General features: G+C 39.8%; 10 protein-coding genes and 3 pseudogenes. 10 read left to right on the top strand and 3 right to left on the bottom strand.

The window, feature by feature from the left end; all coding sequences use genetic code 11:
- Position 1 precedes the first annotated feature (1 nt).
- A pseudogene (pseB, locus tag JCM15074_RS23090) lies at positions 2 to 1,014 on the bottom strand (UDP-N-acetylglucosamine 4,6-dehydratase (inverting)).
- 299 nt (positions 1,015 to 1,313) lie between these two features.
- On the opposite strand from pseB, the gene JCM15074_RS18830 reads away from it, so the two are divergent.
- The 6 genes from JCM15074_RS18830 to JCM15074_RS18810 all read left to right on the top strand — a co-directional run bounded on the left by JCM15074_RS18830 (position 1,314) and on the right by JCM15074_RS18810 (position 6,597).
- Positions 1,314 to 3,821 carry a 6-hydroxymethylpterin diphosphokinase MptE-like protein gene (locus JCM15074_RS18830; protein ID WP_025823319.1) on the top strand — a complete coding sequence of 836 codons (2,508 nt, stop codon included), beginning with the start codon at positions 1,314 to 1,316 and terminating at the stop codon, positions 3,819 to 3,821.
- Between the two features lie 64 nt (positions 3,822 to 3,885).
- Positions 3,886 to 4,971 carry a motility associated factor glycosyltransferase family protein gene (locus JCM15074_RS23085; RefSeq protein ID WP_051536961.1) on the top strand — a complete coding sequence of 362 codons (1,086 nt, stop codon included), beginning with the start codon at positions 3,886 to 3,888 and terminating at the stop codon, positions 4,969 to 4,971.
- Between the two features lie 29 nt (positions 4,972 to 5,000).
- Positions 5,001 to 5,171, top strand: a complete 171-nt coding sequence (locus tag JCM15074_RS24455; protein WP_159105319.1) for a hypothetical protein — start codon at positions 5,001 to 5,003, stop codon at positions 5,169 to 5,171.
- Positions 5,161 to 5,439, top strand: coding sequence for a hypothetical protein (locus JCM15074_RS18820; RefSeq protein ID WP_025823317.1), 279 nt, complete (start codon positions 5,161 to 5,163; stop codon positions 5,437 to 5,439). The genes JCM15074_RS24455 and JCM15074_RS18820 overlap by 11 nt, the downstream gene beginning before the upstream one ends.
- Positions 5,440 to 5,528: 89 nt before the next feature.
- On the top strand, positions 5,529 to 6,008 hold the full coding sequence (locus JCM15074_RS18815) for a DUF2947 domain-containing protein (protein ID WP_025823315.1): 480 nt from the start codon (positions 5,529 to 5,531) through the stop codon (positions 6,006 to 6,008).
- 25 nt (positions 6,009 to 6,033) lie between these two features.
- The gene (locus tag JCM15074_RS18810; RefSeq protein ID WP_025823313.1) at positions 6,034 to 6,597 is read left to right on the top strand and encodes a chalcone isomerase family protein; all 564 of its coding nucleotides are present in this window, start codon (positions 6,034 to 6,036) and stop codon (positions 6,595 to 6,597) included.
- A 7-nt stretch (positions 6,598 to 6,604) separates the two neighbouring features.
- Here JCM15074_RS18810 and JCM15074_RS18805 read toward each other — a convergent pair whose 3' ends face one another.
- Together JCM15074_RS18805 and JCM15074_RS18800 are read right to left on the bottom strand one after the other, a co-directional pair.
- A complete protein-coding gene (locus JCM15074_RS18805) occupies positions 6,605 to 7,468 on the bottom strand; it encodes a hypothetical protein (protein ID WP_025823311.1) in 864 nt (287 codons plus the stop codon).
- 33 nt (positions 7,469 to 7,501) lie between these two features.
- On the bottom strand, positions 7,502 to 8,113 hold the full coding sequence (locus JCM15074_RS18800) for a TetR/AcrR family transcriptional regulator (protein ID WP_025823309.1): 612 nt from the start codon (positions 8,111 to 8,113) through the stop codon (positions 7,502 to 7,504).
- A gap of 129 nt (positions 8,114 to 8,242) precedes the next feature.
- Here JCM15074_RS18800 and JCM15074_RS18795 point away from each other — a divergent pair, with 129 nt between their 5' ends.
- The 4 genes and pseudogenes from JCM15074_RS18795 (at position 8,243) to yqfB (ending at position 13,615) form a co-directional block, all read left to right on the top strand.
- Entirely contained in the window at positions 8,243 to 9,352 is a 1,110-nt protein-coding gene (locus JCM15074_RS18795) for an efflux RND transporter periplasmic adaptor subunit (protein WP_037470028.1), read from the top strand.
- Positions 9,345 to 12,412 (top strand): annotated as a pseudogene (locus tag JCM15074_RS23080) (efflux RND transporter permease subunit). Before JCM15074_RS18795 ends, JCM15074_RS23080 begins: the two are co-directional and overlap by 8 nt.
- Positions 12,413 to 12,817: 405 nt before the next feature.
- Positions 12,818 to 13,282 (top strand): DUF1097 domain-containing protein, encoded by a 465-nt coding sequence (locus JCM15074_RS18785; protein ID WP_025823305.1) that lies wholly within the window; start codon positions 12,818 to 12,820, stop codon positions 13,280 to 13,282.
- A gap of 22 nt (positions 13,283 to 13,304) precedes the next feature.
- Positions 13,305 to 13,615 (top strand): annotated as a pseudogene (gene yqfB / locus JCM15074_RS24115) (N(4)-acetylcytidine aminohydrolase).
- Positions 13,616 to 13,868 lie beyond the last annotated feature (253 nt).

Here is a 13,868-nt window from a genome sequence, read left to right as displayed (position 1 = left end):
CTCACACAGTAAATTGACTGTCAACATGAGCAATAATCTGCTCACGAATGGTTTCAATCGTTTCCCATTGGGTATTGGTGCCGGAGTTGTATTTAAACCCTTGTGGTACTTTTTCAGCTTGATGATGTGCCAAATAATCTTGCTCGACATAATTAAAGGACACCGATGGTAAAATGGCGTAGACCTCACCTAAATCAATAGTATTAAGTGAATCAGTATCCGTAATCATCTCTTCATGTAACTTCTCTCCGGGGCGAACACCAATAACGGATATTTCACACTCTGGACCAACGGCTTGCGCTACATCAGTGATTTTATAAGACGGGATTTTAGGCACAAAGATTTCGCCGCCAAGATGATGTTCAAGAGCAAACATCACTAAATTCACGCCGTCTTGCAAAGAGATATTAAAACGTGTCATGTCAGTGTGAGTTATAGGTAAAATACCATCTTTGCGCTTATTTAAGAAAAATGGGATTACTGAACACGTGAGCCTAGTACATTGCCGTATCGCACAACACTGAATTTAATCTCTTTCGAACCACGGATGTTATTAGCCGCAGTAAATAACTTATCGGAAGCAAGTTTGGTCGCACCATATAAATTAATTGGCGCACAAGCTTTATCTGTAGATAGGGCGACTACATCTTTTACACCACATTGTAGGGCTGCTTGAATGACATTCTCAGCCCCAGTTATATTAGTGCGAATACATTCTGTAGGATTATATTCAGCGGTATCGACTTGCTTAATAGCAGCAGCATGAATAATCACATCGACACCTTCACAAGCTTGAATTAATCGATTTAAATCGCGTACATCTCCAATAAAAAAACGTAATTGCGGGTAATCAGAAGTTGGATATTGCTGCCTAATTTCAAATTGCTTTAACTCATCTCGAGAAAAAATAACCACTTTTTTGACCTTAGGATAGCGCCTTAAAATGGTTTCAATAAACTTCTTACCAAACGAGCCTGTACCACCAGTAATTAACACTGTTTTATTATTTAACATAGCGCCACCTAAAAATATCCTTATTCTTTGGTTGCTCATCGCATCGATGTCATCCCAACTATTTCTTATTTAAGAGATGCTATCTTAACTCTGAACATTTTATTACTTTTAAGTAATGCAGGTTTTATACCAAATAATTTTGCCAATTAGTTGACGCAAAGAGATGAAAATAACGGTTTCAATTCAAATTAATATGACTGGCATAGCTTTTGTATAACTAATACATTCAGGAAATATTGGCCATCATCAGTAGTACACGCCAAAAACATGACAATATATTGCGCTAAGCAGAGGGAAAAATGTCACTATCACTTACGACTATTCAGCCTATATTCGCTGTTAACCAATTTGATGAAACCTATTTACCAAGTATTAATAGACAAACCTTTGAAAAAGTTGATTCAACAAGTCTATTCGATAAAAAATTTAAGTCCGCCTTTGCCACTCAAAACCACCTACATATCATTATTGGCATCGACTCAGGGTTATTGGCTAATTATGTGATGGCGTCAACACGCGCCCAAGATAGTCACTTTATTTTCATAGAGATGCCAGAAGTGCTTGCTCTACTTAATTGTGAGCTTGATGAGCAAGCCAAACCCTATATCAATATTGTCACTATCGAACAATTTCAAGAACTCATCCATAATGAAAAGTACGCACTTTACATTAATCAAAATCGATATGATGTTCACTTATCAACAGCATGTTCAAATAATCACCACGAAGGATATTTAACCATTCGTCAAGCGTTAGAACTGACTTTAGAAAATCTGCGTTATGAGCTAGCACAATCATCACACCTTAGCGATTTTATGAATACTCGCTTATTAAATGCCGCCGACAATCGGCTTCCAGCTAAGTTTTTAAAGCAGCGATTTAATGGCGAGACAGCCATCATTTTGGCCGGAGGCCCCTCTCTTGATGAACATTTAGACTGGATTAAAGCACATAGACAGCAATTAATTGTCATTGCAGTTTCACGGATCAGTAAACGTTTAGGGCAAATAGGCATTACCCCAGATATTATTGTTTGCATCGACCCTTACCAAAACTGCTATACCGTCAGTGCAGAAATGCGTCAATTTGCGCAACACAGCATTTTAGTTAATGCTTATCACGTATCACCACTGGTACTTGGTCAATGGTCTGGAAAATCCCTATATCTTGGTAATCGTTATGAAAAAGAATTATTACCTGAATTAAAAAATAATGTCATGGATGAACAAGATAACCTTATTGTCGATGGCCCAACTGTCACTAACTCGGCATTATTACTAGCCATTAATATGGGCTTTAAACAAATTTTATTTAGCGGCTTAGATATGTGCCACTCTAAGCAAGGTTTTTCACATGCAAAAGGTTCACTAGAACAAGCTGTTGGTCCCAATTTAGGTAACATTTACCGCAACCTAGAAACCTATAAAGGTGAAATGGCAGAAGCCCCAGTTTATTTATACGAGGCTTGTATGAATGTACAGGCTCGAATCGCTCAGCATCCCGATATTGACTTTATTAATCTCAATATCAATGCAGCCAAAGTGGAAGGCGTCAAATATCAAGCGATGGACTCTATCAAGTTGTGCAGCAAACTTGATATTAATGTAACAGAATATCTGCATCACTTAGTCGATAGCGGTTATCAACTCGACCATTGCGCTATGCTTAACGAAGCATTAACGAATACTAACAAGCAGTTGAGTCAGATTGTAAGTATTGAGCAATGGGCACAACAAGCATTTGAACTTGCAGGCCAAATCCAGAACTTATCAGAAACAGATCCCAAGCGACAAAAAAAACTAAATCAAATTGAAAAGCTTGAGCGCAAAATCAATCGCAATAAATCATTCAAGCATTATATACATAGCTTCGGATTTCGATATTTTTTACCATTCTTAACCACTAAAGATAAACAAAATTGGCAGCAACAAGATAACGATAAACGCACCAAAATTTATTATGAAGCTTATCTAAAAACTTGTCAGCAACTCACTAAACTACACAGACAATCGTGTCAGCGTATAGCACAACGTCTGCTTGAATTAGACCCTAATACACAATTACCACAACTGATTGAACAATGGCAGCAGGATCAACAGTATTTACGATTTGAATATTGGCTAAATTGGCACCAGCGTGAGCGAACATCTCTTAGTGAAACAGAGCAATTATTACTTAATGAATTAGAACAAAAAGCCGATGTTCTACAGCAACAACGCAGTGAAACTCTGACACAACGCTGGCATAGTGAAAATGAAAGCTTGAAAGTTTTGGGTAAATTAATGCATTTAGTCAATCATAAAAATATCAATGGCTTGAAGTTACTTTCTCAGCAACTACGCCATGCAGTAATTCAATTTCCAGAGCTTAATCGACTCGCTTATTTAAGCCAAAGCTACATGTATCAATGTTTGGGTGATAAACAACAAGCATTAACTTGTTTACAAGAGTTAGCAACGGATCAATTTACTGAACCCGAATATAAACTATTAGTCGTATTAGCACTGGATACGGGAAATCTTGATATTGCCCTTAATGCCTTACAGCAACTGATACAATATAGCGAACAATATACGACTCAATATGCGCATTTATTGAAATTAGCAGGCCAATATCAGCTATCAATTAATACCTATCTTGATTATTTAGATAAGCATCCTACAGATACCTTAACTTGGCTCACGCTTGCCAACTTAATGCTTGAACTTAAACAGCTCGATACTGCCGACTATTGTTTTAAAAAAGTTCTAGAGTTAGATCCCAATAATGTCATGGCCAATAAGTACTTAACACTCTGTACTCAATAACCTCACTTTAAGCGCCGTTTAATATTAATACCTAAACGGCGCCTACATGACCAAAGGATTTGTCATGAGCCATTTTTTAAATATAAACCTCGCCATTATTAATCAACGGTGGCCGCATCTTGCCGAGTTGATATGCCAGCAGGATATAAGTCAATTAGAGGCTTGTTTGGTGGAGGGCAATACGCAAGCGATACAGGTTAATGGGATCCAACTAGCCAGCTGCTATGATCCCATTGCAGAAGCACAATTACAGATAAAACAGCTGCCAGCAAACTGTGACAATATCCATGTTTATGGCATTGGTATGGGTGATCTTGCCAAACAATTGTTATTACAAACTCAGCTACAGCAGTTACATATTCATATTTTAAATATCCAGCTATTTGCTTTACTTATCTGTTATAGCGACCAAATCACTTGGTTAGATGATAACCGTATCAATTTACATTATTGCCACCATGAGTACCCACAACAACCTTACTTATCTTGTATAGCCGATCTACAATTAGCTGATCCTAACAATTATAAGCTCACCGATCTCATCAACATGGAGCTTAATCTTGAAGCCATTAACAGTCAGCACCAATTAACGAATAAAAGCCACCAACAAAGACTTCAACAAAATAGTGAACATTTAAAAAATGATCCAGATATTAAGATCTTTATTGAACAATCTAAACCAATAAAGCAAGCCATTGTAATTGCCGCAGGTCCCAGCTTAGAGCAGCAACTTGACTTTATTAAACAACAACGAGCAAGTAGTTTTATTATTGCTGTCGATACTGCAATGAAGACACTCACCGCCGCTAATATTAAGCCCGACATAATTGTAAGCATTGACGATAAAATTTCTAATCAACATCTCGCCACTGAACTATTAAACAATACCCCTTTATTGTACTTTCCACGTGTAGATTCAGAACTTATAAGTCAGTGGCAAGGGCCGAAGTTTAATGCTTACGGCAATAGTCAATTTTTCGATCATATCCACCAGCAATACCCTAAAACACGTCTATTCTGTAATGGCAGCGTAATTCACCCTGCTGTCGATATTGCAACTCGACTATCACCTAAACAGATCATTTTAATCGGTACCGATTTTGTTACGCACACAATAAAACCCATGCGTCTTGGCAAGATGGTGCGTTAGGGCCAAAACGACAACATGCTGATAAATCCTTGGTAAATTACTTAGGGCAAACAACACCAACAATACAAAGCTTTATCATCTATATGCGCAGTTTAGAGCACTTTATTAGCCAACATCCTGACATCCGTTTTTATCAAAAAGATCCACACAGTGCTTATATAGAAAACTGTCCATTATGGAGTCAAACTGATGCTAACTAACCTGATTAAGCAACTGCAACAAACAGCTGATGCCTACCGCTTGGGACATGAAGTTAACGCCAGCAAGCAGTACCGAATATGCATTGAGCAACTGCAGCAACTTGCTGTCAATATTGAACAACAGAGCCAGCTTAATACTATTATTAGCCAGTTACTTAGCTGTCAGGAACGACACGATCTGATTGGCCTTGCAGATACCATTGAATATCAGCTCTGTCCGTTATTACTGGCCCAACCATTGAAGCACTCGCCAGCCCTATCCCGATAAGGTTATAATCACGCCATTATTCAGCACTGATGTTAGTGCTGATACCAATTCTGACTAAAAGTAATTGGTATGACATTTGGAGAGCAACGTTGACACATACTTATATCCCATTGGCGCAATACCCACGCAAGTGGATTTTTAACCACCAAGAACTGCCTGTTAGCGACGAAGATAAAGCGGCAATTAAACCGTTAGATCAAAAGAGTTCAATGGAAGTTTGGAACAAGTGGATCAGCAACCGCTGTAGCCGATGCGATCAATTCAGTAAAGGTGACTGGCCTGCTAATAATAATGCTTGGCAAGCCACTGAACATTGGCAAAGTGCATGGGACAGCGAAGACAATATCCTACCAGAGCCAATTGCTGAATTTATAGAGTGGAAAGATGATGTAACGGTCTACTTCTGCTATGAAAAATACCAAATTATCGAAACTCGCTGGGATGTGTTTGTCCGTAATTGGAAATGTTTCCTATTTTTTGATGACGGTCCAATTCTCATCTCAGGTAAACAAAAGCAAGCCATTCAATTTGAACAAAACGGGCAATATAAGCTCGGCGTTCGTGGCTAGTCATAACAATAATAAAGAGATAATAATGAAGTTACTTTCAACAATGACAATCATCGCCAGTTTACTGGCTCCTATTGCAGTTCAAGCAAAAGAGATCTCTGGTGTTAATGTGCCAGAGCAGATTACTATCAATGATCAATCTCTCCAGCTAAACGGTGCAGGTATTCGCTCAAAGTTCTTTATCGATCTTTATGTAGGTAGCCTATACCTGCCTAAAGCGAGTCAAGATGTGGCTGATATCCTTAATCAACCGGTTGCGGTTATCCGTTTAAATATCACCTCAGGTATGATTACCGCTGAAAAAATGACTGATGCAATCAATGAAGGTTTTGATGATGCAACAGACAATAATACTGCGCCAATCGCCAGCCAAATTAGTGCTTTTATGTCGCTATTTAATAGCCCAATTAATGAAGGCGATCAATTTACATTAGTGGCTGATAAAGCCAACGGTGTAACGGCATACAAAAATGGTAAGCAGCAAGGTGAAGCGATTAAAGGCGAAGCATTTAGAGTTGCATTAATCGACATTTGGCTAGGTAAAGAACCTAGCCAAAAGAGTCTCAAACAAGAGATGTTAGGCCAATAATATTGGTTTAAAACGCAACATCAATAGCCAAGGCCAATGCGCCTTGGTTATCTATATCAATCCCGGTATCATCATTAATCGACCACTGCGAATCAACAAAATATCCCGCATAACCTGACAACATTACATTCTGATTAAGCTGATAGCTTGCCCTTGCAAACCCAATCCACTCTTCAATTTCAGCCACATCTTGTGCCTGATTAATCATAAATCGCTGTGTACGGCGAGAACTACCAAGCGCCAATAACCAATCTTGACTCAGCGCATACCTAAGCTCTAAGCCTGCTGGCCCACTAAAGCCTGCTTTAAATGGATTAGCCAAGCTGAGCTTGTCGGTCAACTGCCAATTAATCGCTAAGTAAGGCACAGTACGCACCTTTTGCAAATCATTTAAATAAGCCACACCAACGCCTAACATATTGCCATTATCAAAGCGATACATGGCTGAACTGACCACACCGTAACTGTCACTATCGCTCATTGACGCTTGTTCGGTATAAGCATATTGCAAGGTAGGTGCGACAATAAACATCCAATGTTCATCATAACGGTAGCTTAGCCCTACACTCATATTATAACGTTTTACGCTATCCCAACTCGGCATAACGATATTGGCATTATCTGCTTGCCAATCATATTGTGTATCAGTAAATCCAGCACTCACACTCATAAAAAGTTGTTTTGAGAGTGGCAACTTCATCCCCGCATTAATGTTGATATTTTGCCGTTCTAAAGCCAGCTGTTGACTCGGCACCGATACTTGCTCAGTTTGAATACCAGACACCTGTAAAGAATAGGGCTTGATTTCAGGTTTTGCCGAGGCAGTTGCACTCAGCAGTAACACACTCAAACAAGCATATGACCAACGCATAATATCTCCTTCTAATGTCTTTATATCTGAAAATTAAACTTGGTAAGCCCGAATAAACATTGCTACGGTTTGTGCTATATAGTTGTCTCGACTTGCCAGTAAAGAATCAACGTCCAAGCCAAGCTCTAACTTTAATCTTAACTCTCCAAAAAGCATCAAACATAAACGTACGGCACATTGATGTGGATCATCAAAGCTATACTTACCTGTTTGATTTAACTTAGTAAAGTATTCACCAAGTATTCCTAGTACATGCTCAGGTCCAGCAGCAAAATACATTTGTGAAACTTGTGGATGGGTTTCAGATTGCGCCACACAAGCCTTGAACACAGTGATCGCGGGTTCACTAATAATTAAGTCAGAGAAATGCTGCGCAAACTTGAGTAAGCATGCCTGTGGATCTTCAATATCTTGCAATAGTGTGTCACCTAATTGATGTACCACACATTGTGATTCTATTGCCGCAATAAACAGCTCATCTTTATTACCAAAGTGAGCATAAACAGTTTGTTTAGATACTTCTGCTAATTTTGCTACCTCATCCATACTGGTATGTGGAAATCCCTGGTGACAAAAAAGCGTAATCGCCGCATTGAGTATTTGTTGTTGCTTTAATTGACTCTGAGTAGGCGTTTTTATGTTCATGTTATATCCCTAACACTGACCTTTTCATCAATCATCACTCAATACTGTTCAAAAATCAAACTAGACAGTCCAGTTTTTATTAACTAGACTAGCGAGTCTAATTAACATTTAATTAACTATGGTTGCATCATGACTCTATTTCGTCCGCTAATGATACGTATCTTGCCATTTAGTGTGTTATTACTCGCCGCATGCGACAGTTCAACAGCGACAATAACAACAGCCGCGCCGACTCCCGTCATAACTCAAACATTACAGCAGCAATCTAGTTACCAACAACAGCATCAATACACAGGGTTAATTGAAGCGGTCAATACAACGACGATTGGATTTGAGCTGGCGGGGAAACTTGACAATATCGCTGTCGATAGTGGTGATACCGTCAAACAAGGACAACTATTAGCGCAATTAGATGATCAATTATTACAAGCAGAGCTTAAGCAGTTGCAAGCAAACTTGGCCCAAAATCAAGCTGATCTTAATGTCGCTCAAGCGGCATTAAAACGAAATCGTCAGCTACAACAAGATAACTATGTTTCAGCCCAACAACTGGATGAAACCATCGGCCAACAAGCCAGCCTAATAGCCGCGCAAGCGCAAATCATCGCGGCAATGAGTGCAACACAATTGAAAATAGATAAATCTAACCTAGTCGCCCCTTTTGATGGCTCGATCAGTCAGCGCTTTCATCAAGTTGGTGAAGTGATTAGTCAATCTAACCCTATTTTTACCTTAGTCGGTCAAGGGCAAAGCCAAGCTCATATTGGTGTCCCAATCAATCTAGCCAAAACCCTCATCATTGGCTCAAAGGTCGAAATAAAAGTCGATGAGCAAAGCTATCAAGCCGTGATTGCCGGTAATAGCGGCCAAGTTACCCCTCAAACTCGTACCGTTGATATCCGTGTATTACTGCCGCCCCACGCCCAAGTATTTAATGGTGAATTAGCACAACTTCAATATCAACAAGAACTCGCTGAACAAGGTTTCTGGATCCCATTGTCAGCCTTAACCGATGGCCGTAGAGGACGTTGGAATGTCTATGTAGTTAATCAGCAACAGCAACCTAATACCTTAGAACGAAGAGATGTGAATATTCTCGTAAACGCTGATAATCAAGCGTATGTCACAGGCGCTTTATATGATAACGAACAAATCGTCACCCAAGGTCTACACAAACTGGTTGCAGGCCAATATGTCAGCCTAAGCAAAGCTAACGCGCAGGTGACTAACAATGAATAAATTTATTAATGCCATTGTTAATAATGGCCGTATTGCCAGTTTACTGATTGCATTATTAGTCGTCGCAGGTTTAGGGGCGATTTCAAGCTTGCCACGAATGGAAGATCCCCATATTACCAACCGCTTTGCCACGGTTGTGACTCAATATCCCGGCGCCTCCGCCAATCGAGTAGAGGCACTTGTCAGTGAACCGCTTGAAAATGAGCTGCGTCGTTTGGAAGAGGTAAAACTGATCCAATCAACCTCAAGGCCGGGCTTCTCGGTATTGCAATTAGAGCTCAAAGACACCGTCACAAATACCGTCCCCGTTTGGTCACGCGCTCGCGATCTCATTAATGATATTCAATACCAATTACCGTTAGAAGCCCAAAATAGTGTGCTAGATGACCAGTTAGGTTACGCTAACACCTTGATTTTAGGACTAACTTGGCAAGGTGCGAGCCAAAGCGATATAACCATTATTAATCGCTATGCCAAGGCACTCGAAAATAAATTAAGAAACCTAAATGGGACTGATTTTGCCCAATTATATGGCCAACCTAACGAAGAAATATTGGTTGCACTCGATACCGATAAACTCACTCAATTAGCATTAACCCCAAGTCAAATCGCCAATGCCTTAAGCAAGCCGATAGTAAAATTGCCGCGGGTAGTATTAATAATGCGCATATCAGTGCATTGATTGAAGTCACAGGAGAACTAGATTCAGTCACTCGTATCGGCCAAGTACCAATCAAAATTACTGCGACAGGACAACTGATCCAATTAGCTGATATCGCTACTATTAGCCGCACACCACGGACTCCGGCAAGTGAAATAGCCTTAATTGAACGCCAACAAGGGATCATGATTGCCGCCAGAATGCTTAATACTCATAGAGTCGATTTATGGTTAGCAACGGTGCGAGAGGCTGTCACTCAATTTGAGCAAACATTACCAGCCAATATTAAAGTTAATTGGTTATTTGAACAGGAAAGCTATACCAACCTCAGGCTTAATGAACTGATCCAAAGTTTACTGCTTGGCTTTGCGATAATCGTGACCGTGTTAATGCTCACGTTAGGCTTACGAAATGCTTTAATCGTGGCGCTATCTCTGCCATTAACAGCATTATTTACGCTCGCTTGCATGAAATTTACAGGGTTACCTATCCACCAAATGTCTGTCACTGGATTGGTGGTTGCACTAGGAATAATGGTCGATAACGCAATTGTGATTGTTGATGCTATCGCTCAAAAAAGGCGTGAAGGTCAATCGGCTATTGCCGCAGTGAAAGCAACCTTAAGTCATTTATGGCTGCCATTAGCAGGCTCAACAATTACCACTATGCTCGCCTTTGCTCCGATTGTATTAATGCCTGGTGCTGCTGGAGAGTTTGTCGGCGGCATTGCGATTTCAGTGATGTTTGCCCTATTAGGCTCTTACTTAATCTCACACACCATTATTGCCGGTTTTGCTGGCCGTTTTGGTCAAAACGAACAACAACATTGGTATCAGTCAGGCCTTGCACTACAACCTGTTGCTAATGCCTTTAAAGCCTCACTTTCATTTGCGCTAAAAAAACCCATTTTTAGCGCCATTGTCATTGGTGTCATTCCCCTTATTGGCTTTTATGCTTCAACCAAAATGACCGAACAGTTCTTTCCGCCATCAGATCGAGATATGTTCCAAATAGAGGTATTTTTGACACCGAATGCGAGTATCGATTATTCACATAAGCAAATTCTAATCATCGATGAATTTATTCGTCAGCAAACAGGTATTGAACAACTTGATTGGATTGTAGGAGGTAATGTCCCTTCGTTCTATTACAACTTAATGCAGCGTCAACGTGGAGCACAGAACTATGCGCAAGCCATGGTTAAAGCCACCGATTTTAATACGGCAAATCAACTCATTCCAAAACTACAACAGCTTTTAGATGAGCGCTTTGCAAAAGCGCAAATTATGGTCAGAAAACTAGAACAAGGCCCCCCATTTAACGCACCAATTGAACTCAGAATATTTGGCCCAAACCTTGATAATTTAACCGCAATAGCAGATCAAGCAAGGCTTATATTAAGCCAACATGTTGATGTACTACACACACGTTCAACACTCACACCTGGCAGCGCTAAAGTCTGGCTTGAAGTAGAACAGCATGACAGTAGTCTTGCTGGCATTAGTCATACAGAAATAGCCAATCAAGTACAGATGGCAACCGTAGGCGTGATTGGTGGCAGCGTGATTGAAACCACCGAGCTTCTTCCTATTCGAGTGAGATTAGATAAATCACAACGTCAACAGCAACAACAGTTGGCACAGATTAACTTGATCACGCAGCTAGGCCATCAATTACCGATAGGCGCCATTGCTGATATTTCTATCAAGGTCAGCCGAGCAGTGATCCCAAGAAGAAACGGCGAGCGAATCAATACCGTTGAAGCGATTCTAACCAGTGGCGTTTTGCCGGCCAAAGTATTAACTGACATTATGCCCGCCATTAATCAAATTCAGTTACCCGCAGGCTATCGCATTGAAGTCGGTGGCGAAAGTGCAAAACGCAATGAAGCGGTTGGCAATTTACTATCGAATATTGTGTTAGTACTCACTTTACTGCTAACCACCTTAGTACTCTCATTTAATTCATTTAGATTAACGGCAATTATCTTATTAAGTGCACTACAGTCGGCAGGACTAGGGTTATTAGCCGTCTACAGTTTTGGCTACCCTTTTGGTTTTACCGTTATTATCGGGTTGCTTGGTCTAATGGGACTTGCCATTAACGCCGCCATTGTAATTTTGGCCGAATTAGAACTCGATCCTAAATGCCGTCAAGGAGATCTATCTGCCATTATCTCTGCAGTCAGTAGTTGTGGCCGTCATATCGGTTCAACCACCATCACCACTGTGGGTGGTTTTTTACCGTTAATTATTGCGGGTGGCGGTTTTTGGCCACCATTTGCGATAGCGATTGCTGGCGGTACGCTGTTAACCACATTGCTATCACTTATTTGGGTTCCAGTCATGTATTCAATTTGGATGCGTACATCGACTGACAAGCAAACCCAACTGGCATAAATAAGCTATAAAAAATGGCTCTTAACCTAAGTTAAGAGCCTAAAATTGATAAATCAATAAATATAGAATGGAGTGAAGCAAATAAATGATGTTAGGTTAAGCGTGACATTCACACTCAGCATGAGATAAATCCCAAGCTTTAGCAGTGTCACAAAGAAGTTGTTGCAAATACATAATAAGATAGCCCCCTATCTGAAACTGTAATCATTATATCCAATCCCCAGCTTAGATGCGAATTATTATCAATTAGAAAAAACGATAGCTGTAATCTATTTCCTATTAAAATACTTTATTTCAACAAGACACCTTTCCTTCAGGACTTAATCTCATTTTTCAAACAATAGTTATGTTTTTATACAAATATCGCTATAATCCGTTAGTTTTTTACACTTCTGAGTAGTCGTTATGTCTGAGTTATTCGCAATAGCTATCACCACCGGAATTTTATCGGGTATTTGGGGCTGGTTATCTATCACACTTGGTCTCATCACTTGGGCAGGTTTTTTAGGCTGTACCACTTATTTTGCTTCGCCTATTGATGGCTTAAAAGGATTAGCGATTTCAATTGCAACTAACCTCAGTGGCGTATTTTGGGCCATGGTTATCATTAAAACCTCGAGTATGGCGGGTGTTGAATATGTCAGTTATTTTGCCACCGGAATTGTCGCCACCTTTATGTGTATACAAGCCAAAAAGCATTGGCTTAGCTTTATTCCCGGCACATTTATCGGTTGTTGCGCCACCTTTGCCACTAACGGCAACTGGCAAGCCGTCATTCCAGCATTAATTGTTGGTGCAATTTTTGGCTATTTGATGAAAGCGACAGGGCTAAAGTTACATAAACAATTACATAACCGCGCTAATAATTAGACCACTTGAGAGTATTTAATGAATAATAACATCACTTTTTTTTGAACGCTTCGAACATGACATTTTAGCGGGTCACAAAACTATTACCTGCGGGATGAACAAGAATCACACTTTAAAGTAGGCCAAATTTTACAAGTCGCCACGTTTGAACAAAATCGCTGGTTTTGCCAAATTGAAGTGCTTAATGTTGAACCGATTACGCTAGATGAACTATCAGAAATTGAAGCTAAAGCAGAAAATATGACGCTCACAGAACTGAAGCAAGTGATCACTGAGATTTATCCTAATCAACAACAATACTATAAGATTAGTTTTCGCCTACTCCAAAGTTAAGCAATAAATAAATTTAATCCATCTCTGTAATGGGTTTGTAATAGTTAACAATATGCAAACCCATTTAAAGCATCGACAAAGTCAGCAACTCACACTTATTAGTTACTCAGCTATCAGATTTGGGTTTATTGAATTAACTGAATAATCAGTTGCTATCGCTTTTAGTCATGAAGCAATTAAGCAGGCATAGATTAATGCGAATCAGCTCATATTTTAAACATTCACTTTCATTTTAAACCTTTCAACGTTAAAA

The sequence above is a fragment of the Shewanella marina JCM 15074 genome (assembly GCF_000614975.1).
Lineage (GTDB): Bacteria > Pseudomonadota > Gammaproteobacteria > Enterobacterales > Shewanellaceae > Shewanella > Shewanella marina.
Note: the sequence above shows the minus strand (reverse complement) of the source record. Positions and strands in the feature narration are given on the sequence as shown.